At 63.1% G+C, this 25411-nt stretch carries 19 protein-coding genes; 3 read left to right on the top strand and 16 right to left on the bottom strand.

Features of this window, described 5'->3' with window-relative positions; translation table 11 throughout:
- Positions 1–789, top strand: coding sequence for a metal ABC transporter permease (locus tag NCS67_RS02150; protein ID WP_250433856.1), 789 nt, complete (start codon positions 1–3; stop codon positions 787–789).
- Positions 790–1145: 356 nt separating this feature from the next.
- Here the strand turns inward: NCS67_RS02150 and NCS67_RS02145 are convergent, their stop codons facing one another.
- The 7 genes from NCS67_RS02145 to NCS67_RS02120 all read right to left on the bottom strand — a co-directional run bounded on the left by NCS67_RS02145 (position 1146) and on the right by NCS67_RS02120 (position 8224).
- Positions 1146–1634: a DUF4952 domain-containing protein gene (locus NCS67_RS02145; protein ID WP_034474379.1), complete on the bottom strand. Its 489-nt coding sequence runs from the start codon at positions 1632–1634 to the stop codon at positions 1146–1148.
- Positions 1631–2395, bottom strand: coding sequence for a hypothetical protein (locus tag NCS67_RS02140; protein WP_250433854.1), 765 nt, complete (start codon positions 2393–2395; stop codon positions 1631–1633). Before NCS67_RS02140 ends, NCS67_RS02145 begins: the two co-directional genes overlap by 4 nt.
- A 2-nt stretch (positions 2396–2397) precedes the next feature.
- Entirely contained in the window at positions 2398–2913 is a 516-nt protein-coding gene (locus NCS67_RS31980) for a PAAR domain-containing protein (RefSeq protein ID WP_075583623.1), read from the bottom strand.
- Between the two features lie 549 nt (positions 2914–3462).
- Entirely contained in the window at positions 3463–4311 is an 849-nt protein-coding gene (fghA, locus tag NCS67_RS02135) for an S-formylglutathione hydrolase (RefSeq protein ID WP_034474375.1), read from the bottom strand.
- 22 nt (positions 4312–4333) lie between these two features.
- Entirely contained in the window at positions 4334–5440 is a 1107-nt protein-coding gene (locus tag NCS67_RS02130; protein WP_008351283.1) for an S-(hydroxymethyl)glutathione dehydrogenase/class III alcohol dehydrogenase, read from the bottom strand.
- A 27-nt stretch (positions 5441–5467) separates the two neighbouring features.
- Positions 5468–6682, bottom strand: a complete 1215-nt coding sequence (locus tag NCS67_RS02125; RefSeq protein WP_250433851.1) for an AGE family epimerase/isomerase — start codon at positions 6680–6682, stop codon at positions 5468–5470.
- Positions 6683–6790: 108 nt separating this feature from the next.
- Positions 6791–8224 carry a xylulokinase gene (locus tag NCS67_RS02120; protein WP_250433841.1) on the bottom strand — a complete coding sequence of 478 codons (1434 nt, stop codon included), beginning with the start codon at positions 8222–8224 and terminating at the stop codon, positions 6791–6793.
- 334 nt (positions 8225–8558) lie between these two features.
- Between NCS67_RS02120 and NCS67_RS02115 the strand changes: the two genes are divergently transcribed.
- On the top strand, positions 8559–9950 hold the full coding sequence (locus NCS67_RS02115; RefSeq protein WP_008351297.1) for a nucleobase:cation symporter-2 family protein: 1392 nt from the start codon (positions 8559–8561) through the stop codon (positions 9948–9950).
- A gap of 79 nt (positions 9951–10029) precedes the next feature.
- On the opposite strand, the gene NCS67_RS02110 is transcribed toward NCS67_RS02115, so the two are convergent.
- The 6 genes from NCS67_RS02110 to NCS67_RS02085 form a co-directional block, all read right to left on the bottom strand.
- Positions 10030–11490, bottom strand: a complete 1461-nt coding sequence (locus NCS67_RS02110) for an efflux transporter outer membrane subunit (RefSeq protein ID WP_175979857.1) — start codon at positions 11488–11490, stop codon at positions 10030–10032.
- 1 nt (position 11491) lies between these two features.
- On the bottom strand, positions 11492–14671 hold the full coding sequence (locus tag NCS67_RS02105; RefSeq protein WP_008351301.1) for an efflux RND transporter permease subunit: 3180 nt from the start codon (positions 14669–14671) through the stop codon (positions 11492–11494).
- Between the two features lie 17 nt (positions 14672–14688).
- The gene (locus tag NCS67_RS02100; RefSeq protein WP_250433821.1) at positions 14689–15864 is read right to left on the bottom strand and encodes an efflux RND transporter periplasmic adaptor subunit; all 1176 of its coding nucleotides are present in this window, start codon (positions 15862–15864) and stop codon (positions 14689–14691) included.
- 477 nt (positions 15865–16341) lie between these two features.
- The gene (locus NCS67_RS02095) at positions 16342–17868 is read right to left on the bottom strand and encodes an efflux transporter outer membrane subunit (RefSeq protein ID WP_008351304.1); all 1527 of its coding nucleotides are present in this window, start codon (positions 17866–17868) and stop codon (positions 16342–16344) included.
- A 1-nt stretch (position 17869) separates the two neighbouring features.
- Complete coding sequence (locus NCS67_RS02090; RefSeq protein ID WP_250433812.1) at positions 17870–21034, bottom strand: efflux RND transporter permease subunit; 3165 nt, start codon at positions 21032–21034, stop codon at positions 17870–17872.
- A 15-nt stretch (positions 21035–21049) separates the two neighbouring features.
- Positions 21050–22309, bottom strand: a complete 1260-nt coding sequence (locus NCS67_RS02085; protein ID WP_244807714.1) for an efflux RND transporter periplasmic adaptor subunit — start codon at positions 22307–22309, stop codon at positions 21050–21052.
- Positions 22310–22758: 449 nt separating this feature from the next.
- Between NCS67_RS02085 and NCS67_RS02080 the strand changes: the two genes are divergently transcribed.
- Positions 22759–23403, top strand: a complete 645-nt coding sequence (locus tag NCS67_RS02080) for a TetR family transcriptional regulator (protein WP_250433810.1) — start codon at positions 22759–22761, stop codon at positions 23401–23403.
- Positions 23404–23413: 10 nt separating this feature from the next.
- Here NCS67_RS02080 and NCS67_RS02075 read toward each other — a convergent pair whose 3' ends face one another.
- The 3 genes from NCS67_RS02075 to NCS67_RS02065 all read right to left on the bottom strand — a co-directional run bounded on the left by NCS67_RS02075 (position 23414) and on the right by NCS67_RS02065 (position 25295).
- Positions 23414–24205 (bottom strand): SRPBCC family protein, encoded by a 792-nt coding sequence (locus tag NCS67_RS02075; RefSeq protein ID WP_250433807.1) that lies wholly within the window; start codon positions 24203–24205, stop codon positions 23414–23416.
- 74 nt (positions 24206–24279) lie between these two features.
- Entirely contained in the window at positions 24280–24657 is a 378-nt protein-coding gene (locus tag NCS67_RS02070) for a DUF427 domain-containing protein (RefSeq protein ID WP_250433797.1), read from the bottom strand.
- A 143-nt stretch (positions 24658–24800) separates the two neighbouring features.
- Entirely contained in the window at positions 24801–25295 is a 495-nt protein-coding gene (locus NCS67_RS02065; RefSeq protein ID WP_008351312.1) for a hypothetical protein, read from the bottom strand.
- Positions 25296–25411: the final 116 nt, after the last annotated feature.

The raw sequence follows: 25411 nt of genomic DNA, 5'->3' as shown, positions 1-25411 counted from the left end.
ATGTTCGAATACGACTTCATGGTGAATGCATTCGCGGCGTCGGGGATCGTCGCGGTGCTGTCGGGGATCGTCGGGTATTTTCTCGTGCTGCGCGGACAGACCTTCGCGGGTCACGCGCTATCGCACGTCGGCTTTACCGGCGCGACGGGCGCGGTGCTGCTCGGCATGCCGCCGCTCTGGGGGATGGTCGGATTCACGCTCGCGGCGGGCGTCGGGATGGGTGCGCTCGGCGAGCGGCTCTCGGGCCGCGATGTGGCCATCGGTGTGATTCTTTCTCTCTCGCTCGGGTTCGGGTTGCTGTTTCTGCACTTCTTCACCGCGTATGCGACTCAGGCTACTGCGCTTCTGTTCGGCAACGTGCTTGGCGTGAGTCATGACACGCTGGTCGTGCTTGCCGGGCTCGCTGTCGTCAGCCTCGGTGCGCTTGCGGTCATCATGCGGCCTTTGTTGTTTGCGTCCTTGCAGCCGGAGCTCGCGGAGGCCAAGGGCGTGTCGTTGCGGCTCGTCTCCGTGATGTTTCTCGCGATCACCGCGCTGGCAGTCGCGGCTTGCACGCAGATCGTCGGGGTGCTGCTCGTTTTTGCGTTGATGGTCGGGCCCGCGGCGGCGGCGCAGAACGTCACGACGCGATTGTCGTCAGGGCTCGTGCTTGCGGCGCTGTTTGCACTCGCACAGGCTTGGGTTGGGCTTACGCTCGCCTTCTATACCGATTGGCCTACTAGTTTCTGGATCACTATGCTGGCTGCGGTTGTTTATGGGGCGAGCCTGTTGGGAAGGCGGGGGAATTGATTTCTTCGCTGGAGCCCGGTTTCGTTGATTTCTTCGCCGGATCCAATGTTCATGTCGGCCTAATAGCACTGCCCCTGTGCGGGGCGGCAGTCACTTTCTTTGCCGTCGACCAGAGTTAGCGCTTTAGCGCTTACTCTGGTCCTGCGCAACGAAAGGATTCGTCCGCGAGACGCTTCCGACCGCAGTTCGGAGCAGCATAGCCGACTCATCTGGATACCCGTTCGTGCGTTCCGACGATCTTTCAAAGAAAAAGTCATGCACACAAGGCAGGATCATGCGCGAGGGCTTGGTTTCTCTGAGGGCATAGGCACTCTTCCACGAACTCTCGCGGGCGGTCAAAGAGCTTGCTACACGTGCTAGGGCCGGTACAGGTAGTGTGTTATGGTCAAGATTGCGTAGGGTAGCTTTGGAAAGTCCTTACGCTGGTTCACCATGATCCCCCCGTTAATGTACGCCTCCGCGAACAGGTTGACTTCATAGTGTGATCCCAGATTGTCCCGGTAAAAGCCCCTCGGCGCATCCCACTGGCAACAGGAGAACCGCAGGCGTTCCCATTTCGCCCAAGTACCGATCCAGTTATCGGTCGCATCGATATGTTTACCTTTGACGTGGTAAGTCGCTTCAAAACCAGGATCATTCGCATTGTTTCCTTCAATCGACCGGCACCCCACGAAAACAATTTCCGGTCGATCCCGTCCCATCTGCTTCAGAAAATCACCACACGCGAGCGGAGGCTCTGCCGTGTCATTGAATGAGGAGCTTGCATGAGTTACAACAGTCGGATCGCTATCCGCCCGCGCAATCGTTGCGAAGATCAAAATACTCAAACTTAACAGCTTCTTCATTTATCAACATCCAACAAAGCCACATACTTCCCGTCTGTATCCGGAAGCCGGTGCGAAATGAGGTAGTTATAGACCAAATTCCAGCGAACGATGTCATGCACGGTCACGCAACCCTCTGACAAGTGACCAATGTGCACGTATCGAGATGAGTTTCCGCGTCCGCCTTCAAGTTCGATGGGAAACCAGACATCGTTCGCTTTGATCCTTCCGGGATAACTATTTCGATATCCCTCGGTACTTACGTTCGCATGAGACCGATCTGGTGACATGATCCGGTGACGTCCCGAAGCGATCGGTGTGTATCCCTCATTCCAGACGCTATTGAGCGTGACTGTAATGGCCTCGCCTCCGACATTCAGCGTGGCCCATTGCTGCCGGAGTCGACCTTTGAACGGTGAGTCTTCTTTACCAAGAGTTCCGTACTTCACCGAGACCGTGTTCGTCGCAACGGTTGGCGCCGTCTTCTTGAAATGCGCTTTTGCGGCACTGCTTTTCATGCTTGCCAATTGACCAACGGCAATCGATCCATCTTGGATTCGGAAGTAGGTGCGCTCGCCATCATCCTTCACCAAAGCAACCTTCGTGTATTCGCAGAGGCTAACCCGGTCACGGGTAGCTTCAATGATTACGTCAATCCAGCCGTGTGTGTCGTCAGGCAAGCGTAGGTAGCGCGTCTCTACGGTCACCGCGTGCGTGCTCGCTTGATTGGCGTTAGTTTGTGCGCGGTGATTCCTCAAGAATTGGACATTCAATCCGGTCATCTCTATACCAAGAGTTCGATTTCGATTTGTAGGGGTGCATTCGTGCGAACGCGTACGGTCTCGCCTGCATCGCTCGTGATGCCCTCGTATGTCGCGCCGTCCGCTGACTTGATGCGAAAGCGTTGATGCGAAATTGGCTGGCCGTCCTCGTCCCGCAACACAATCAACTCGTCGAAGACAGAAGGAGCAATATCCGCTGGCGACGGCGCTCTCGTAGTTAGCGCGTGACCCTTGTCCCCGCCACTCCTTAGAAAGATGCCTGGATTTCTTCCCACGGCAACACGATTTTTACCGCACGGGCAAAGTACTATGTCGCCTTCGACGACCGCACAAAGGCCCTTTTCCTTTATGCCTAGACCGGTGCCATGAATTCTGTGCGCTCCGTTGCAGCTTCCGCACGTCGCTTGATCCTCGCTAAGAGCGACTTTCCGTCTGTCGTCGCTGATCGTCGATGAACCTGCGATGACGTAACCACCTGTGGTTGTTGGATCGCCCTCGCGTATCGCTGCTTTACGCATGGCTCAGCCTTGATCGGAGATTAAAAGGGAATCGTGGCCCGCAATTGACTCGCTGCCATTTATGGGTGTACCGAACGTTAAGCGCGGAGTTATTACGTTTCGATCTCGGTCGTTGAGCTTTAAGCCAACAAACGCGAACAGTGTATTAGCCCATATAGCGACTAGCCCCCTTTCGTCAGCAATGTTGGCTTCGTTTTCATCGTTATACGTGACCGATTTACCGATCGTCGACACTAGGTACGAACGTTCCTGCATATCTCTATCTAAGCCATTGATATGGATAACGAACTTACAGAGTTAAAAGCCAGATTGGAAGAGAACCCAGGTCATTTTGTGTTGACGAACCCGGAGCCTGCATTCTCGAACATATCGGCGCGCGAGCTTGTTTCACACCTGCGCAAACACTGTCGCATTAGATACGGGCCTGCTTCCAGGCATACATATCTCCCGAGGCAAGCAACCCGGATTGTCGTCCGGCCGCGACAAGCCTGTATCGATCGGGGTCCGCTCTCCTTCAACGCCTTCAGCGGACCGGAACATCAAAAAACCTCACCGACACAAAACCCGCGCATGATGCGCGACATGCTCCCCGACGAAGGTAGAAATAAAGAAATACCCGTGGTCATAGCCTTCATGCCGCCGCACGATCAAACTGTGTCCGGCATCACGCGCATTGCGCTCCAAGACATCAGGGTGCAACTGCTCGGCGAGAAACTGATCCGCCAGTCCCTGATCGATGAGAATCCCGCCTTCGAACCGGGCAGCCGCATCGCCGAGAATCAACTCGCTCGCATCGTACTGCGCCCACGCCGAACGATCATCGCCGAGATAGCCAGAAAACGCTTTCACGCCCCACGGACACTGTGACGGCGCCGCAATAGGCGCAAACGCCGACACACTCCGATAAAGATCCGGATTGCGCAACGCGAGCACGAGCGCCCCGTGCCCGCCCATCGAATGCCCGAAGATGCCGATACGATCCTCTCGCACCGGCAACTCCGCGAGAACTGTCTCGCGCAACTCCTGCGTCACATACGAGTACATGCGATAACGCCGCGCCCAAGGCTCGCGCGTTGCATCGACATAAAACCCCGCGCCGACGCCGAAATCCCACGAATCCGTCTCGCCCGGAATATCCGCGCCACGCGGCGAAGTATCCGGCGCAATCAGCGCGATGCCGTGCTCCGCCGCGTAACGTTGCGCGCCCGCCTTGATCGGGAACGTCTCTTCGGTGCAAGTCAGGCCGGCGAGATAAAACAACGCCGGCACCTTCGAAGAAGACGCGGCAGCAGGCAAAAAGACGGAAAAGCGCATCGGCAGGCCGATAGTCTGCGATTCATGCCGATAGATGCGCTGCACGCCATCGAAACAACGATGTTCTTCCACGAGTTCCAGCATCGCGTTTTCCTCGCTCAGTAGCTCAATAGATGACGACGGAACGAATCGACTCGCCCTTCTTCATCAGGTCGAAGCCGTCGTTGATCTGCTCCAGCTTCAGATGATGCGTGATCAGATCGTCGATGTTGATCTTGCCTTCCATGTACCAGTCGACGATCTTCGGCACATCCGTGCGGCCGCGCGCGCCGCCGAACGCCGAGCCCTTCCATTCGCGGCCCGTGACGAGTTGGAACGGACGCGTGCTGATTTCCTGCCCCGCCGCCGCCACGCCGATGATGAACGACTGGCCCCAGCCCTTGTGCGTGCATTCGAGCGCCTGACGCATGAGCGTGGTATTGCCGACGCATTCGAACGAATAATCCGCGCCGCCATCGGTCAATTGCACGATGTGATCGACGACGTTCTCCACTTCCTTCGGGTTGATGAAGTGCGTCATGCCGAACTTCTTCGCGAGCTCGACGCGGCCCGGATTGATATCGACGCCGATGATCTTGTCCGCGCCCACCATCTTCGCGCCCTGTATCACGTTCAGGCCGATGCCGCCCAGTCCGAATACGACGACATTCGCGCCCGCTTCCACCTTCGCCGAATACACGACCGCGCCGACGCCCGTCGTCACGCCGCAACCGATATAGCAGATCTTGTCGAACGGCGCGTCCTCGCGCACTTTCGCCACCGCGATCTCCGGCACGACGATGTAATTCGAAAACGTCGACGTCCCCATGTAATGGAACAGCGGTTTGCCATCGAGCGAGAAGCGCGAAGTCGCATCGGGCATGAGGCCTTTGCCTTGCGTCGCGCGAATCTTCTGGCAGAGATTGGTCTTGCGCGACAGACAGAACTTGCACTCGCGGCATTCCGGTGTGTAGAGCGGAATGACGTGATCGCCTTTTCGCAACGTGCCGACGCCCGGCCCGACATCGACGACGACGCCCGCGCCTTCATGCCCGAGAATCGCGGGGAAAATGCCTTCCGGATCCGCGCCGGAGAGCGTGTAGTAATCGGTGTGGCAGATGCCCGTCGCCTTCACCTCGATCAGCACTTCACCCGCGCGCGGACCTTCGAGATCGACCTCTTCGATCGTCAACGGCTTGCCGGCTTCCCATGCGATTGCTGCTTTCGTTTTCATCGTCTGACTCCCAAGGTTGTGATTGTTTCAGCGCACGATATTCAGGACTTCGTAGCATGCGCCCATCGTGTGATAGTCCGTCTTGCCCGCCGGGCTTTTCTCGTCGCTGTACTGGCGATTGTCGCGCGTGAGAATGCGATACCACGCACCCCACTTGTGATCGACGAAATGCTCCCAGCTATAAGTCCACAGGCGGTCGTAATCGTTCCAGTAACGCGCGGCAAGCGCCGCGTCGCCATCGCGTTGCGCGCGATCCGCGAGCAGCGCAGCCGCCGCGAACGATTCCGCCTGAACCCAGAAATACTTGTCTTCGTCGTAGAACTTGCCTTCGGTGTCGAAGCCATAGACCATGCCGCCGTGCTCGTGATCCCACGACAATTGCAGCGCGCGGTCGAACAGCTCGCGCGCACGCGTGACGTGCCACGCCTCCGACCGATGACGATCGAGGATCAGCAGCAGCTTCGCCCATTCCGTCTGATGCCCAGGCTGAAAGCCCCACGGCCTGAAAATATTGCTGCGATCGCCCTTGTTGTAGTCCCAGTCGATCGACCAGTCCGGCTTGTAGTGTTCCCACACGAGCCCGCCCGCGAGCGCGGCCTGCCGATTCACCATGTTGTCCGCGAGCAGCGCCGCGCGATCGAGATAGCGCGCTTCTCCGGTCGCTTCGAACGCGGCGAGCAGCGCTTCGCACGTATGCATGTTCGCGTTCTGCCCGCGATAGTCGGACACTTGCCAGTCCGCGCTCGCCTCGTCCTTGTAAAGGCCGTGCTGCGCGTCCCAGAAGTGCGTCTCCATCAGATGCCAGGTTTCGTCGAGATACGCGCGCGCTTCGTCGAATCCGGCTTCGACCGCCTTCGCATACGCGAGCACGACGAACGCGAGGCCATAGCAATGATTCGTTGCATCCGTGACGTCGCGGCCGTTCAACGTCCACGCATAGCCGCCCGTCTGCGGATTGCGATGAACCTCGCGCAGATATTCGATGCCATGCGCCACGCCGCCGCGATATTCGTCGAGGCCGAAGTGCTTGTAGGCCATCGCATAGTTGAAGACGAAGCGGGTGCTCGACACGAGATGACGCGACGTGCGGTCGTAGATCGTGCCGTCGTTCTTGTAGAAGTGGTAGAAGCCGCCCGCCGGGTCCATGCAGTGCGGATGATAGAAGGTCATCGTGCGCAGCGCGTGATCGAGCAGGAACGCGCGCGAGCGGAAATCGGGATGTGACGGTGACGGTGCGGGCATGGCTGAGTTCGATGTTGTCGTGACGAAGCGAGCTTCAGTTACCGCTCATATGAAGCGTCGCTTCATACTCCCCGGCGCGCATGGCGTCGGGATCCAAGGTACGCAAGTTTAAGCGGACTCGCGCCCGATCGCGAACCAGTCTTCGGTGCGCCGGTACAGATCGATGAAACGCGCGAGCCGCTGATCGAGCGACGGATTCGGACGCGGCGTCGCGGCGAGCGTCGCCTTCGGTGCGAGCGAAGCGATATCGCCGATGCGCCACTGCCCCGCCGCGATGCCGCCGAGCAGCGCCGCGCCTCGCGTCGCCGCGTTCGGGCAATCGACGGCGCGCAGCTCGACGCGCAATGCATCGGCGAGCAACTGCCGCCAGCGCGGATCGACCGAGCCGCCCCCCGCGAGCAGCATCGCATCGAGCGGCGTGCCGTTGGCGCGAATCGCGTCGAGTCCCGCACGCAATGCGAATGCCACGCCCTCGAACGCGGCGCGCATCATCGTGCCGCGCGTGTCCTCGAGGCCGAGTCCGAGCCAGCCGCCGCGCGCGTTCGGGTTCATCCATGGTGAGCGTTCGCCGCTCAGATAAGGCAGAAAACTCACCGATGCACTCGCGGACGCGGCGAAGGCGTCGTCGTAGGCGTCGGGCCACGATGCGTAACCGAGCCAGCCGCGCACCGCTTCCAGCGCGACGCCGACGTTCTGCATCGCCGCCATGCGATACCACGCGCCGTTGGCCGCGCGATACGTGTGCAGGCCGTGCACGGGCGCGGGCGCGTCGGCGCACATGACGACGATCTGCCCGCCGGTGCCGGTGGTGAGGAGCGCGTCGCCATCGGCGCAAAGGCCGCTGCCGAGCGCAGCGCACGGCGTATCGCCGGCGCCGACGGCCATCGGAATGCCCGCTTCGAGACCGAGCGCGGACGCCGACGCCGCAGACAACGCGCCGCCGACTTCATGCGATGCCGCGAGCGGCGCGAACCACGCGCGCGGCAAGCCGAGCCGGTCGATCAGCGCCTCGTCCCATTCGCCCGATGGCGCGGCGAGCGCGGTCGCGCACGCATCGGATGCATCGGTGACGAACGCACCGCCGAGCTTCGCGCGCAGCCAGTCTTTCGGCTGCAAGGCCCAGCGCGTTTGCGCCGCGATCCGCGGTTCGTTCGATGCGAGCCAGCGCAGCAACGGCCCCGCCATGCCGGGCGCGACCGGATTCGGCTGCGGCTCGCGCCACGCGTCGAGCAGATCGCGGGCACGGGTGTCGGGCCACAGCATCGCGGGGCGAAGCGCGTGGCCATGCGCGTCGGTCAAAACGACGCCGTGCATCTGCCCCGAAAAGCCGATGCCGCGCACCGCTTGACGCTCGTTGGCGGGCAAACGCGATGCTGCGTCGACGAGCGCGCCATGCCACGCATCGACGCTGGTTTCGGCCCAGCCGGGCTGCGCGCTCGTCACCGCGTACGCCGCACTCGACGACGCGATGTCGCGTCCGGCTTCATCGACGATCGCGAGCTTGAGGGAGCCCGTGCCGAGATCGATGCCTAAAAAACGCATGGGATTCCGAGTCTGAAAAGGCGTTAGGGAAAACGCGTAAAACGGGGGTTAACCCCGCCATCGCGCGATGAACGTGAAAAATGGACTATACGCGGGGCGTGATGCACATCATAACGACCGTCCGAAGATCGCGGCCTTCCGTCAGGCGACGAATTTCCCTTGATTTGCGTCAAACCCCTTGTGACAGGGCCGTTCGCACGTTTGCGCCGCTCGCGGCGCGCGAGACCCATATCGGCACGCGAACGCGACGTATAGCGCCGCGTGGTCTTGTTCATGGTTGCCGATGCACTTAACTTGGAGGCCATTCAAATGGAAGTAGACATAGGAGAGAGACATGGCTTCAAGTTCGGTGAACCCGTCGGTGCATCCGTGCGACGAACGGCTCCCCGCCGGTCAACTGCTGACGCTCGGCATCCAGCACGTTCTGGTGATGTACGCGGGCGCGGTGGCGGTGCCGCTGATCCTCGGCGCCGCGATGGGCCTGCCGAAAGATCAGGTCGCATTTCTCATCAGCGCGGATCTGTTCTCGTGCGGCGTCGCCACGCTGATCCAGACGCTCGGCCTGTGGATCTTCGGCATTCGCCTGCCCGTCATCATGGGCTGCACCTTCGCCGCCGTCGGCCCGATGGTCGCGATCGGCACGAATCCTTCGCTCGGCATTCTCGACGTGTTCGGCGCGACCATCGCGGCGGGCGTGATCGGCATCGTCCTCGCGCCGATGATCGGCAAGCTCCTGCGCTTCTTCCCGCCGGTCGTGGTCGGCACGGTGATCGCGGTGATCGGCCTCTCGCTGATGGGCGTGGGCATCAACTGGGCGGCGGGCGGCATCGGCAATCCCGACTACGGCAATCCGGTCTTCCTGCTGCTGTCGCTCGTCGTGTTGTCGCTGATTCTGCTCATCAACAAGTTCGCGCGAGGTTTCATCGCGAATATTTCGGTGCTGCTCGGGATCGTCGTCGGCTTCGTGATCGCCGCGATGCTCGGCCGCGTCGACATGGACGGCGTCGCGCACGCGCCGTGGGTCGGCATCGTGCTGCCGTTCCACTTCGGCATGCCGCATTTCGATGCGCTCTCCGTCGCGACGATGGTCATCGTCATGTTCGTGACGTTCATCGAATCAACGGGCATGTTCCTCGCGGTCGGCGATCTCGTCGAGCGTCCGGTCGACCAGAAGGCGCTCGTGCGCGGCTTGCGTGTCGACGGTCTCGGCACGCTGATCGGCGGCATCTTCAACTCGTTCCCGCATACGTCGTTTTCGCAGAACGTCGGTTTGATCGGCGTGACGGGCGTGAAGAGCCGCTTCGTCTGCGCGACAGGCGGCGTGATTCTCGTCGTGCTCGGCCTCTTTCCGAAAATGGCGCAGGTGGTGGCGTCGGTGCCGCCGTTCGTGCTCGGCGGCGCGGGCATCGTGATGTTCGGCATGGTCGCGGCGAACGGCATCAAGACGCTGTCGCGCGTGGACTTCTCGAAGAATCAGCACAACCTGTTCATCGTCGCGGTGAGCGTCGGGATGGGCATGGTGCCGGTCGTCGCGCCGAAGTTCTTCACGCAACTGCCGCACGCGCTGGAGCCGATCCTTCACAGCGGGATTCTGCTGGCGTCGGTGTCGGCGGTGGTGTTGAACATCGTGTTCAACGGCGTGCGCAAGGAACGCGACGCCGAACGCGATGCGCGTGAAGCCGCGCATGAGTTCGAAGGCGCGGCCCATGCGGGCGACGCGCACTGAGGAGTTTGGGCTGTGCTTGCGTTGAGCGCCGCGGCGGGAGCCGCGGCGTTTTTTTGTTTATCGAAGCGAGGGCCGCGCGTCAGCCCGCATCCGCCGCCCGCGGCGCATCGCCCGTCCGCTCGATCCACCCGCCTCCCAGCGCCTGATACAACGTCACGAGATTCGCCAACCGCTGCGTGCGCGCGGCAATCAGCGTCTGCTGCGCCGAATACAGATCCTGCTGCGCGGTCAGCACGCCGAGATAGCTGTCGACGCCCTGCTTGTATCGCAGCGTCGACAACTCCAGCCGGCGTTGCTGCGCGGCCGTATCGCGCACGAGCGCGGCGATCTGCTGATCGTAGGTGCCGCGCGCGGCGAGACCATCGGCGACATCCTTGAACGCGGATTGAATCGCCTTCTCGTAATTGGCGATCTCGATCTTCTTCTGGATATTCGCGTACTCGAGATTCGCGAACTGATCGCCGTAGATCGGCAAGGTGATGGTCGGCGCAAAGCTCCATCCCGCCGACCCCGCTTTGAACAGACCACCGAGCGTCGGGCTCAGTGTGCCGAGCATGCCGGTCAGCGAAATGTTGGGAAAGAACGCTGCGCGCGCCGCGCCGATGTTCGCATTCGCCGCGAGCAGATTCTGTTCGGCCTCCATGATGTCCGGCCGCCGCAGCAGCAAATCCGACGGCAGACCCGCAGGAATGTCCGCGAGCAGGTTTTGACCGTCGAGCGGCATGCCGCCCGGCAGATCGTCGGGCACCGGCTCGCCGAGCAGCAACACGAGCGCATTGACCGCCTGCGCCCGCGCGCGCTCCTGCGCCTGCAGATTCGCCGCCGCGCCTTCCATCACCGTTTGCGCCTGGCTCACGTCCAGCTCCGACGCGGCGCCGTTGTCGAATTGCAGCTTGACGATCCGGTACGATTCGCTCGCGCTGGCCAGCGTCTGATGCGTCACCTTCAGCAGGTCGTCCGTCTGCAAGACCTGAAGGTACTGCGCCGCCACTTGCGAGACGAGCGAAATCTCCGCAGCCTTGCGCGCATAGGCAGTCGCGAAATATTTCGCGAGCGCCTGATTCCGCATGCTCTGCACCCGGCCGAATAGGTCGATCTCCCACGACGCATTCAGGCCCACCGTGTAGGTATTCGAGATGGTCTGATTCAAGAACGACAGATTGTCGGGCTTGCGCGTTTTCGACTGCGCGCCCACGGCGGTGATGGACGGAAGCAGAAGCGTCGTGACGACCTGATACTGCGCCTGCGCGGCCTGCACGTTGAGCATCGCGACGCGCAAGTCACGGTTGTTCTTCAACGCGATGTCGATGAGCCGCTGCAAACGCGCATCGACGAAGAAATCGCGCCAGCCGATATCGGCCGCGGCCACGCCGTTCGCGCTGCGTGCGCCGTCCGGCGTCGCGACCGGCTGCGTCGCGTAGACGCCGTGCGCCGGAAAATTCGCCGACACCGGCGCGGCGGGGCGTTCGTACTTCGGCGCCATCGTGCAGCCGGTCGCCAGTACGGCGACGGCCATTGCAATCAAGGAAAGTCTACGCATGTCAGTGTCCTTCGTTGCCCTGTTGCGCGCGCCGCTGCGCTTCGTAACGCGCGAGCGCGGCATCCGTGTCCTCCTTGTCGCCGCCGAAACGCGAGCGCACCACGACGAAGAACATCGGCACCATGAAAATGGCGAGGAAAGTCGCGGTCACCATGCCGCCGATCACGCCCGTGCCGATCGCGTGCTGGCTGCCCGAGCCCGCGCCGTTGCTGATCGCGAGCGGCATCGTGCCGAGAATGAACGCGAGCGATGTCATGAGAATCGGACGCAGGCGCAGGCGCGCCGCTTCGAGCGCCGCTTCGATCGGCCCCATCTTTTGCGAGAGCTGGAGATCGCGGGCGAACTCGACGATCAGAATCGCGTTCTTCGCCGACAAGCCCACTGTCGTGAGCAAGCCGACCTGGAAGAACACGTCGTTCTCCAGTCCGCGCAGCGACACGGCGAGCAGTGCGCCGACCACGCCGAGCGGCACGACCATGATCACGGAGAAAGGAATCGACCAGCTCTCGTACAGCGCCGCGAGACACAGGAACACGACGAGGATCGAGATGCCGTAAAGAATCGGCGCCTGCGAGCCGGACTGGATCTGCTGATACGACAGCCCCGTCCATTCGTAGCCGATGCCCGCGGGCAGCTTCGCCGCGAGCGCTTCCATCGCGGCCATCGCCTCGCCGGTGGATTTGCCCGGCTTCGCGACACCCTGGATTTCGATCGACGACAGGCCGTTGTAGCGTTCGAGCTTGGGCGAGCCGTAGCTCCATTCGGTCGTCGCGAACGACGAGAACGGCACCATCGAGCCCGACGCGTTGCGCACGTACCAGCTGTTGATGTTCTCCGGCGACATGCGGAACGGCGCATCGCTCTGCATGTACACCTTCTTGATGCGGCTGTCCGTATCGAGGAAGTTGTTCACGTACTTCGACGCCCACGCGATCGAGAACGTCTGGTCGATGCTCGACGGATCGACGCCCTGCGCCAGCGCCTTCTGACGGTCGATGTTCACCTTGAACTGCGGCGCGTCGTTCAGGCCGTTCGGCCGGACCTGCGCGAGCGTCTCGTCCTTCGCGGCCATGCCGAGGAGCATCGCGCGCGCCTGCATCAGCTTTTCGTGGCCGAGACCGGCGCGATCCTGAAGTTCGAAGTCGAAGCCCGACGCCGTGCCCAGTTCCGGAATCGACGGCGGATTCACCGGAAACACGAGCGCGTTCTTGTAGCCCGCGAACGCGCCGTACGTGCGGCCCACCAGCGCTTGCACCTTCTCGTTGGCGCTCGTGCGCTGGGCGAAGTCCTTCAGCCGCACGAAGATGAGACCCGAGTTCTGGCCATGACCGGCAAAGCTGTAACCGTTCACGGTGAACACCGACTCGACGAGCGCGCTTTCCTTCTTCAGCAGATGGCCCGCGACATCGTCCAGCGCGCGCTGCGTCATCTCCTGCGTGGAGCCGGCGGGCGTCGCCACCAGCACGAACATCGTGCCCTGGTCTTCATCGGGCAGGAACGCCTTCGGCAAACGCGCGAACAACATGCCGACCGCCACGATGATCACCACATAGATGACGAGCCAGCGCCCCGAACGCCTGATGACATGCGCCACGCCGCCGTGATACTTCGCCTGGCTCTTCGCGAACGTGCGGTTGAACCAGCCGAAGAAGCCGGTCGTCTTTTCCGTGTGGCCTTCCGGGTGCGGCTTGAGCATCGTTGCGCACAGCGCAGGGGTGAGCACCATCGCGGTGAGCACCGAGAGACCCATCGCCGAGACGATCGTCAGCGAGAACTGGCGATAGATCGCGCCGACCGAGCCGCCCGTGAACGCCACCGGCACGAACACCGCCGCGAGCACGAGCGCCACGCCGACGAGCGCGCCGGTGATCTGACTCATCGCCTTCTTCGTGGCTTCCTTCGGCGACAGTCCCTCTTCGGTCATCACGCGCTCGACGTTTTCGACGACCACGATCGCGTCGTCCACCAGCAAGCCGATGGCGAGCACGAGCCCGAACATCGACAGCGTGTTGATGGAGAAACCCGCCGCCGCCATGATCGCGAAGGTGCCGAGCAGCACGACCGGCACGGCGATGGTCGGAATGAGCGTCGCGCGCAGGTTCTGCAGGAACAGGTACATCACGAGGAACACCAGCACGATGGCCTCGATGAGCGTCTTGACGACGTCGGCGATCGACTGCTTCACGAACGGCGTGGTGTCGTACGGATACTTCACGACGAGACCGTGCGGGAAGAACTTCGCGAGCTCGTCGACTTTCGCGCGCACCAGATTCGCAGTGGCGAGCGCGTTCGCGCCGGTCGCGAGCTGAATGCCGAAGCCGGCAGCCGGACGGCCGTTGTACTGCGTCTCGAAGTTGTAGTTCTCGCCGCCGAGACCGACGCGCGCCACGTCGCGGATACGCACCTGCGAGCCGTCCTGATTCACCTTCAGCAGCACGTTGCCGAACTGCTCCGGTGTGCGCAGCAGCGTCGCTTCGGTGATGGTCGCCTGCATCGACTGGCCCGGCACCGCGGGCACGCCGCCGAGCTGGCCGCCCGCGACCTGCACGTTCTGCGAAGTCAGCGCGTTCTGCACGTCGACCGGCGTCAGGCTGAATTTGGTCAGCTTGTTCGGATCGAGCCAGATTCGCATCGCGTACTGCGAGCCGAAGAGCGTGACGGTGCCGACGCCGTTCAGCCGGCTGATCGGATCCTGCACGTGCGACGCCACGTAGTTCGCGAGGTCTTCGCGGCTCATGCTGCCGTCTTCGGACACGAACGCCAGCACGAGCAGGAAGCTGCTGCTCGACTTGGTCACGCTGATGCCGAGCTGCTGCACGACGGCCGGCAGATTGGGCGTGGCCAATTGCAGCTTGTTCTGCACCTGAACCTGCGCGATGTCGGCATTGGTGCCGGCCGCGAACGTCAGCGTGACGGTGGCGGTGCCGCTGTCATCGGAGGTCGAGGACAGATACAGCAGATGGTCGAGACCGCTCATCTGCTGCTCGATCACCTGCGTGACGGTGTTTTCGACGGTCTGAGCGGATGCGCCCGGATAGTTCGCGGATATCTGGATCGCGGGCGGCGCGATGGTCGGATATTGCGCGACGGGCAGCGTCGTCACCGACGCGAGACCCGCGAGCATCAGAATGATGGCGATCACCCACGCGAAAATCGGGCGATCGATAAAGAACTTGGCCATGGACGTGTCTCCCGTCCTTACGCGCCGGAGGCGGCCGTTGCGTCGGCTTTCGCTTCGGGCTGACGCGCGGGCACGGCCTTCACTTCCATGCCCGGACGCACGTGATCGATGCCCTCGACGATCACGCGATCGCCCGCGTTCAGACCGCTGTCGACGATCCAGCTCTGGCCGAGCGTCCCGGAGGTGACGAGCGGGCGCATCGCGACCTTGTTGTCCTTGCCGACGACCATCGCGAGCGCGGTGCCTTTCTGATCGTGCGTGATGCCCTGCACCGGCACGACGAGCGCCTTCGGATTCACGCCTTGCTCGATGCGCGCGCGCACGAACATGCCCGGCAGCAGCACCCGATCCTTGTTCATGAAGATCGCGCGCAGCGTCACCGATCCGGTCGACGGATCGACGCTCACATCGCTGAATTGCAGCTTGCCCTGCTCCGGATACTCACGGCCGTCTTCGAGAATCAGCGTGACCTTCGCCGCGTTCGGGCCGTTGGTCGAAAGACGCCCTTCCTGAATCTGACGGCGCAGCTTGAGACCGTCGAGACTCGATTGCGTGAGATCGACGTACATCGGGTCGAGCTGCTGGATGGTGACCATCAGCGTCGCCTGCGCCGCCTGCACGTATGCGCCGGGCGTGACCTGGGAAATGCCGGCCTGCCCCGAAACCGGCGACGTGACGTCGGTATAGCCAAGCTTGATCTGCGCGGTGTCGATCGCGGCTTTGGCCGACGCGACATCGGCTTCGGCCTGGCCTTGCGCCGCCACGGCGTTGTCGTAGTCCTGCTTGCTGACCGCGTTCGACGCGACGAGCACCTTGTAGCGCTCGGCCTGCGCCGCGGTCGAGACGAGATTCGCATGGGCCTTCGCGAACGACGCCTTCGCGTTGTTCAGTTGCGCGATATACGGCGCCGGATCGATCTTGTAAAGGCGTTGCCCGGCCTTGACGAGGCTGCCTTCCGTGAATTCGCGGCGCAGCACGATGCCATCGACGCGCGCGCGCACCTGGGCATCGAGAAAGGCGCTCGTGCGGCCCGAGAGTTCTGTCGTGACCGGCACATCGGCCGGCTCGACGATGACAACGCCGACTTCCGGCGTGTGCGGCGCCATCGCGGGATGCTTCTCTCCGCAACCGGCTGCCAGCAAGGCGGCCGTCGTGACACCGATGAGGCGGTATGGAATCCGTATGAGACGCATGGAACGCGAGACCTCTGAGGTTACTGACAATGAAAGGCGCGCGTCTTCGCGTTGACCGCGAGCCGCGCGCAATGTGCTGTCGTGCGATGCGAAAGTCGCTGACCGCGGCGACCGGGGCATTCGTGCGGCCCGCGCGCCTTGGATGGGGCTGGCCGCTTTCGGAAGAAATGCGGCCATATTTTTGGGATAACTGAATGTATGCGACGCTCGCGGCGAGCTTCGTCAACGACTTTTTCGAACGATCGATGGAACGGATCGCGCCGTCACGACTGCGGCAAGCAGCCGATTATAGTTATCGCGCGCAGTGAGGAAGACGAAAGAGTAGGCAGATGTGTGGATCTTTGATGGCAACTGAAACAATGTGCCAAGTCTGTTGCATCACCCAGACATCGATGCAAAACGATGTGGAACAAGTTCGAAAGCGCGAAAAAAAGCCCGGCGCGCGGCCGGGCTTCGAGTGCGACAGTTTTAGGCGAATCAGCTCGCCGCGGGCGCCGAGGCTGCTTGCGGCGCGCCTTGCGAGCCGTAGTCGACGGGCGCATCGGCGGGACGCGGCGCGTCGCCGGAACGCTCGATCCATCCGCCGCCCATGAACTGATACAGATCGACGAGGTTCGTCAGTCGATTCAGCCGCGCCGTGATGAGCAGCTGCTGCGCTTCGTAAAGCGCCGTCTGCGCGGTCAGCACCGACAGATAGCTGTCCACGCCATTGCGATAGCGCAGGTCCGACAGCTCCAGACGCCGGCTCTGCGAATTGACGAAGCGCTCGAGCGCCTTGATCTGCTCGTCGAAGGTGCCGCGCGCGGCGAGGCCGTCCGCGACTTCGCGGAACGCGGTCTGGATCGCCTTCTCGTAATTGGCGATCTCGATGCGCTTCTGCACGTTCGCCAGATCGAGATTGGCCTTGTTCTGGCCGCCCTCGAAGATCGGCACCGTGATCTGCGGCGCGAACGACCACGCAGCCGACCCCGGCTTGAACAGGCCGCCGAGCGTCGGCGACAGCGTGCCGAAGCTGCCCGTCAGCGAGACGCGCGGAAAGAACGCCGCGCGCGCCGCGCCGATATTCGCGTTGGCCGCGAGCAGCGACTGCTCCGCCGCCGCGATATCGGGACGGCGCGTCAGCAGATCGGACGGCAGACCCGCGGGAATGTCGGAGAGCAGATTCTGCGTATCGAGCGGCATGCCGGCCGGCAAATCCGCAGGCAACGGCTCCCCGACGAGCAGCACGAGCGCGTTTTCCGCCTGCGCGCGCAAACGCGACTGCGTCTGCAGATTCGCCTGCGCTTCCTCGACCACGCCTTCGGACTGACGCAGATCGAGTTCGGTGCCGGTGCCGTTCTCGTATTGCAGCTTGGTGATGCGGAACGACTCCTGCGCCGTCTTGAGCGTGTTCTGCGTGACGACGAGTTGATCGTCGTAGGCGAGCATCGTCAGATACTGGTCCGCCACCGACGACACCAGCGAGATCTCCGCCGCCTTGCGCGATTCCGCCGTCGACAGATATTGCGCGAGCGCCTGATCCTTCAGGCTGCGGATGCGCCCGAAGAAGTCGATTTCCCACGACGCATTCAGGCCGACCGAATACTCGTTCGAGATCGTGTTACCGAAGAACGACAGATTCTTCGGCGTGCGCTGCTTCGTCTGCGACGCGGCCGCATCGAGCGTCGGGAACAGACCCGCGCGCGTGATCTGATACTGCGCGCGCGCCGCATCGACGTTGAGCACCGAGACGCGCAGGTCGCGATTGTTCTTCAGCGCGAGCTCGACGATCTTCTGCAGGCGCGCATCGGCGAAGAAATCGCGCCAGCCGATGTCCGGCGCGCTCTGGCCGTTCGCCGTGCGGCCGTTGCTCGCGCTCGAACTCGCATCCGGCTGGTGCGCGTACACGCCGCCTTCCGGAAACGTCTGCGTGACGGGCTCGGGCGGACGCTCGTACTTCGGCTGGAGCGTGCAGCCCGCGGCGAATACCGCCACGGCGGCCGCGATCAAGGAATGTTTAAGCATCTCAGTGTCCTTCCTTACCGTTCGTGCCTTCGATGTCGCCCGACGAACCCGGCGCCGGCACGTCCTTGCTCTTGCTGAACTTGCTGATAACGACGAAGAACATCGGAATCATGAAGATGGCGAGGAAGGTCGCGGTCAACATGCCGCCGATCACGCCGGTGCCGATCGCGTGCTGGCTCGCCGAGCCCGCGCCGTTACTGATCGCGAGCGGCATCACGCCGAGAATGAACGCGAGCGAGGTCATCAGGATCGGGCGCAACCGCAGGCGCGCCGCTTCCATCGCCGCTTCGACCGTCGACATGCCCTGAATCCGCAACTCGCGCGCGAATTCCACGATCAGAATCGCGTTCTTCGCCGACAGACCCACGGTCGTCAACAGGCCGACCTGGAAGAACACGTCGTTTTCCAGACCGCGCAGCGTCGCCGCGAGCAGCGCGCCGAGCACGCCGAGCGGCACGACCATGATGACCGAGAACGGAATCGACCAGCTTTCATACAGCGCCGCGAGACACAGGAACACGACGAGGATCGAGATGCCGTAGAGAATCGGCGCCTGCGAACCCGACTGGCGTTCCTGATAGGAAAGGCCCGTCCATTCGTAGCCGATGCCCGCCGGCAGCTTCGCCGCGATCGCTTCCATCGCGGTCATCGCCTGCCCGGTCGACTTGCCCGCCGCCGCCGCGCCCTGGATTTCCACCGCCGAGATGCCGTTGTAGCGTTCGAGCTTCGGCGAACCGTAGGTCCAGTTGCCCGTCGCGAAGGCGCCGAACGGCACCATCGTTCCGGCGCCATTGCGCACGTACCACTTGTTCAGGTCGTCCGGGTTCATGCGGAACGGACCATCGCCCTGCACGTAGACTTTCTTGATCCGGTTGTCGACGTCGAGGAAGTTGTTCACGTACTGCGACGCCCACGCGATCGAGAATGTCTGATCGATGTCCGATACGGCGATGCCGAGCGCGCTCGCCTTCTCGCGATCGACATTCACCTTGAACTGCGGGGTGTCGTTCAGGCCGTTCGGACGCACCTGTGCGAGCGTCGGATCCTTCGCGGCCATGCCGAGCAGCATGTTGCGCGCTTCCATCAGCTTCGCGTGGCCGAGGCCGCCGCGATCCTGCAGCTCGAAGTCGAAGCCCGCCGCCGTGCCGAGTTCCGGAATCGAAGGCGGATTGACCGGGAAGATCATCGCGTCCTTGTAAGGCGCGAAGTGCATGAACATGCGTCCGACGAGCGCCTGCACCTTCTGGTCGCTGTGCTGGCGTTCCGCGTAGTCCTTCATCCGCACGAACACGAGACCGGAGTTCTGGCCGCGGCCCGCGAACGAGAAGCCGTTCACCGTGAAGACCGATTCGACGATCGATTTCTCGTCCTTCAGCAGATAGTCCTGCACGTCCTTCAGAACGTGCGCGGTGTACTCCTGCGTGGAGCCGGACGGCGCGTTCACGAGCACGAACATCGTGCCCTGGTCTTCATCGGGCAGGAACGACTTCGGCAGACGCAGGAACAGCATGCCCACCGCGACGATCACGACGATATAGATGATGAGCCAGCGTCCCGAGCGGCGAATGACGTGCTGCACGCCGCTGTGATACTTCTCCTGACTCTTGTTGAACGTGCGGTTGAACCAGCCGAAGAAGCCCTTCTTCTCGGGCTCATGCCCTTCCGGATGCGGCTTCAGGATCGTCGCGCACAGCGCCGGCGTGAGAATCAGCGCGACCATGACGGACAGCACCATCGCCGCGACGATCGTCAGCGAGAACTGACGGTAGATCGCGCCGACCGAGCCGCCGGAGAAGGCCACCGGCACGAACACCGCCGACAGCACGAGCGCCACGCCGACCAGCGCGCCGGTGATCTGCCCCATCGCCTTGCGGGTCGCTTCGCGCGGCGATAAATGCTCCTCCGACATCACCCGCTCGACGTTCTCCACGACCACGATCGCATCGTCGACGAGCAGGCCGATCGCGAGCACGAGGCCGAACATCGACAGCACGTTGATCGAGAAGCCCACCGCCGACATGATCGCGAACGTGCCGAGCAGAACGACCGGCACCGCGATCGTCGGGATGATCGTCGCCCGCAGGTTCTGCAGGAACAGATACATCACGAGGAACACGAGCACGATGCCTTCGATCAGCGTCTTGACCACTTCCTCGATCGACAGTCGCACGAACGGCGTCGTGTCATACGGATACTTCACCACCAGTCCATGCGGGAAGTATTTCGACAGATCGTCGATCTTCTGGCGAACCAGTTTCGCGGTCTGGAGCGCGTTCGCGCCCGTCGCGAGCTGGATACCGAAGCCGGCCGTCGGCTGTCCGTTGTACTTCGTATCGAAGTTGTAGTTTTCGCCGCCGAGCTCGATCCGCGCGACATCCTTCAGCAACACGCGCGAGCCGTCCTGATTCACTTTCAGCAGGATGTTGCCGAACTGCTCGGGCGTGCGCAGCAGCGTCGCTTCCGTGATGGTCGCCTGGAGCATCTGCCCCGGCACCGCCGGCGTGCCGCCGAGCGCACCCGCCGCCACCTGCACGTTCTGGTTCGTGATCGCGTTCTTCACGTCGACAGGCGTGAGCGCGAAGTTCGTGAGCTTGGTCGCATCGAGCCAGACGCGCATCGCGTACTGCGAGCCGAACAGCGTCGTCGTACCGACGCCGTCGATACGCGAGAGCGGATCCGCCACGTTCGACGCCACGTAGTTCGCGAGGTCGTACTTGCTCATGCTGCCGTCTTCGGACACGAACGCGAGCACGAGCAGGAAGCTCGAACTCGACTTCGTGACCTTCGTGCCCAACTGCTGCACGACTTGCGGAAGCAGCGGCGTCGCAAGCTGCAGCTTGTTCTGCACCTGCACCTGCGCGATGTCCGGGTTCGTGCCCGCCGCGAACGTCAGCGTGACGGTGGCCGTGCCCGAGTCATCGGACGTCGACGACAGGTACAGCAAGTGGTCGAGGCCGGTCATCTGCTGCTCGATCACCTGCGTCACCGTGTTTTCGACGGTGCTCGCGGATGCGCCCGGATACGTCGCGCTGATCTGGATCGCAGGCGGCGCGATCGTCGGATACTGCGCGACCGGCAGCGTGAAGATCGACGCCATCCCCGCCAGCATCAGGATGATCGCGATCACCCACGCGAAGATCGGTCGATCGATAAAAAACTTTGCCATGTAACAGGCTCCCTTTTATTGCGCGCCCGATGCAGCGGAGGCGGCCGATGCGGCTTGCGGACCGCTGGCAGCGCTCGCGCCGCTGGCACCGGCCGGCGCCGATGCCGCCTGCGCATCCGATGCGCCGGCTACGGGATACGGGAATTTCGCGTCGACCGGCTTCACCTGCATGCCGGGCTTCGCCTTCTCCACGCCGTTCACGATCACGCGGTCGCCCGGGTTCAGGCCGCTGTCGACCACCCAGTTGTTGCCGAACGTGCTGCCCGTGACGAGCTGGCGCAGTTCCACCTTGTTGTCCTTGTTGACGACGAGCGCGGTCGGCGTGCCCTTCTGGTCATGCGTGACGCCGATCTGCGGCACGACGAGCGCGTGGTCGTTCGTGCCTTCCTGAATCCGCGCGCGCACGAACATGCCCGGCAGAAGCACGCGGTCCTTGTTCTGGAAGATCGCGCGCACCGTCACCGAACCGGTGCTCTGGTCGACGCTCACGTCGGAGAACTGCAGCTTGCCCTGCTCGGTGTACGTGCGGCCGTCTTCGAGCTGGAGCGTGACCTTCGCGGCGTGGATGCCTTCGGTCTGCAGACGGCCTTCCTGAATCTGACGGCGCAGGCGCAAGCCTTCGACGCTCGATTGCGTCAGATCGACGTAGATCGGATCGAGCTGCTGCACGGTCGTGAGCAGCGTCGCGGCGCTCGCCTGAACGTAGGCGCCCGGCGTGACCTGCGAGAGACCGGTGCGGCCGGTGATCGGCGAGACGACGTCGGTGTAGCCCAAGTTGATCTGCGCGGTATCGACCGATGCTTTGCCCGCGGCGACATCCGCGACGGCCTGGCCTTGCGCCGCGACGGCGTTGTCGTAATCCTGCTTCGACACGGCATTGGCCGCGACGAGGATCTTGTAGCGCGCCACGAGCGCGTTCTGCGACGCGACGTTCGCCTGCGCCTTCGCGAGCGTCGCCTTGGCGTTGTTCAGCGCGGCGATGTACGGCGCCGGATCGATCTTGTAGAGACGCTGACCGGCCTTGACCTCGGAGCCTTCAGTGAACTCGCGGCGCAGCACGATGCCATCGACCCGTGCGCGCACTTGCGCGACCAGATAGGCGTTGGTGCGGCCCGGCAAATCGACGATGACCGGCACGCTCGTCGGCTGCACGGTGACGATACCCACTTCGGGCGTTTGCGGCGGAGGCGCTGATTGTTTTTGCCCGCACGCTGCCAGGAACACGGCAGCCGTCGCGGCGGTGATTAAGCGGAGTGGAACCCGTTCGACGCGCATGGAGCGACCTCTGTCTAAGACTGAGAGTGAAGTTTGGGCACGCGGCGGCCTTCCCCGGGCAACGCCGCGCACGAGCGTCCTTCGGGACGCTGTGAATACACCAACTTGTCCGGCGAGTGAGCGGCGACGCCAGCCTGCGCGTGACGCCTCATACCCGTGCGCGACGCTCGGAGGCGTCGCCCGTGGCCACAGGACGGCCAGAACGGGCAATGGAAACGCAAGCTTATGCGAAATCCGCCCGCCGGATGAATTTGTGAATATTCGTAAACGGGTGGTATTGTATATACATTCACGAATGAATGTAAAAAACCGTACGTGTTTCTCCCCATTGGCGATGAGAAGAAACCGCTCCGGGGAATCGATTACGTTCGACGAACCTTCGACAGAGTCGTCCTCAGAGCGGCTTTCAAACGGCAGTAGCAGGAGCAGACGGCCACCGGCCGCAGGATATGGTCAGACGAACCAAGGAAGAAGCGCAGTTGACGCGCAACCGCGTACTCGACGCGGCCGAGCGCGTCTTCTACGAAAAAGGGGTATCGCGCACGACGCTCGCGGACATCGCGCAGGCGGCGGGCGTCACGCGCGGCGCGATCTACTGGCATTTCGCCAACAAGGGCGATCTCTTCAACGCGATGTTCGACCGCAGCCTTTTGCCGCTCGACGAACTCGTGGAATCCACGCTGGACGGCAGGGAGGAAGACCCGCTCGCGCGTTTGCATGAACTCTTCGTCTGGTGCATGCGCAACATCACGACCGACGAGCAGCGGCGCCGCGTCTTCGACATCCTCTTCATGAAATGCGAATTCGTCGAGGAAATGGGGCCGGTGCGCGAGCGGCATCAGAACAACATGCGCGACGGCATGGAGCGCATCGAGCGCGCGCTGCGCAACGCCGTCGAAAAGAAGCAGCTTCCGGCGACGCTCGACACGCGCCGCGCGATGACCATGCTCCACTGTCTCTTCACGGGCATCCTGCACGATTCGCTGATGCTGCCCGACATCGTTCATCCGGAACGCGACGCCGAAGCGCTCATCGACGCATGCTTCGACGCATTGCGCTGCAGCCCGTCGCTGCTGATGCCCGCGAGCGCCTGATTCGCGCCGTCTATTGCGAACCGATGTGCTGCGCGAAATACGCGAACAGCGCGATGCACACGAGCATCGCCGCCCACGCCCATATCGGCAGGCCGAGCGGATGCGGATCGTGGGAATGATCGCGGTCGTTGTGCACGAATCCGTGTCCGTGCAGCCGATGCCGCAGCACGCCGCTCGCGTGGGCGTCGGCGGAGTGCCCGCGCATCGCGCCCGAGCGACGCGAGAACGCCGCCGACATCGCGCCCGGCCGCAAGAACACATGCCGGCGCTCGGCGCTTGCGCCTGCCGCGCGCATCGACGGCAAGCCGTGCTTCGCACGCACCACTTCGCAGAACTCGGCGAAGAAATCGTCGGCGCCTTCACGAAGCGCGTTTTCGATCTGACGCGCGGGCAAGCCGGCGAGCGGTCCCGAGACCGTCGCCCAGACGGTGTATTCGATCCACGTCGCGGCGCCGTCGTCATCGGGATTGAGCGCGACCGCGATCTGCCCGCGCAATGAGCCGACGCCTTCGCCGCGCGCCTTGAAGCTCAGCGTGCGCGCGTACGCGCCGTCGTGCGACGCGTCGCTTTCCCCTTCTTCATGCGCCGCCTGTCGCGTGCGCCCGGCGGCGTGCGCGCGAATTTCGTAGCGCGCCCGCAGCGCGCCGAGCGGCACGATCAGCGTGAGGACATACTCGCCGTTGGGCGTGCGCGTGAACGATTCGCAATTGTCGAGGCTCGCGCGCAGCAACGCGAGATCGGAGAGCGCCTCGCGGACGTGCGCGCAATCGAGCGGAACGCACAGCGCATCGGTGACTTCCATTCGAGCCTCCGGGACAAGGATCGCATGCGTTCGTTATGGCGGAGCGGATGTAAGGTGTCTGTTCGGATGCGCGCCTAGGAAGTCTCGTCGATGCGATCGACGCGCGAACCGTAGAACGCGAGATAGCCCTTGATTTTCGCGGCGGCGTCGAGCGGCGCTTCGTAGCTCCACGCGGCGTTCTCGACCGGGCCGTCTTCGGTCAGCAGATGATAGTGCGTCGCCTGGCCCTTCGTCGGGCAGTGCGTGGTGTGAATCGAGCGTTCGAGGCGCGCCATGTTCACGTCGGCGCGCGGAAAGTAGTGCACTTTCTCCGCGCCCTGCTCGACGAGCGTGAGGGATGCGTGCGTATCGGCGTAGGTCACGCCCTGATGGATCACGCGGCAGCGCCGCCCGTTCAGCGTGATCTCGATGTGATGCGCCGTTTCGTGCCCGACGTTCAGTTGCGTGCCCATCGTGCTGCCCCTCCGCGTAAGAACCGGCTTCCAAAGAAAAAGCCACGAGTCATCGAGACACCCGTGGCTTAATTATGAGACAAACTTCGGATCCTGCGTGAGCGCTTTCGACAGCCCGGGCGTTTCCCTTTCGACGCCCGCGCTTACTGAATGTTCCAGTGGAATGCCGCCTTGGCCTTGCCCGGCCCCGCGACCGTCACGGCCTGCTTTTTCTCCTGATCCTTGTACTTCGCGTAGACCGTATAGTTGCCGGGCGGCAGCTTGACGAGCATGTACGGTCCCATCGATTCCGTGGACAGCACCTCGCCGCCCTTGCCGCCGACGACGCGCACATGCACGCCCGAAAGGTAATCGGAAGTCGGCCCCGTGAAGCGCAGAGATAGCGGCCAGTGCGCCTGTTCGCGCAACAATGCGCGCGACTCGTCGAGGCCGACGCCGCCCGACGTATACGAAACGTCGCCTTGCTGCTCGATCTGCGGCAGGCCGCCGCCGTTGGTGTTGCCGGCGCTCGACAAATCGGTCGCCGTGCCGCCCGAGGCGCCGCTCGCCTGCTGCGCCCAGGCGCTGCCCGCCATGCTCGCGCTCGCCGCCGCAACGAGAAGCGCGGCCGCCAGCCTGCCCGTGGTTCTGCTCGTCATGTTTTCAGCTCCTTTTTCCGATGCCGCCGCGCTCGAAAGCGCCGGCGGCGTCACGCCCGATGCGTCGGTTTCACGCGATGGGGCACCAGGGAACCCGGGAGCATGCTTCGTGCCCG

This window comes from Caballeronia sp. ATUFL_F2_KS9A (assembly GCF_023630765.1).
Taxonomy (GTDB): Bacteria; Pseudomonadota; Gammaproteobacteria; order Burkholderiales; family Burkholderiaceae; genus Caballeronia; species Caballeronia zhejiangensis.
Note: the sequence above shows the minus strand (reverse complement) of the source record. Positions and strands in the feature narration are given on the sequence as shown.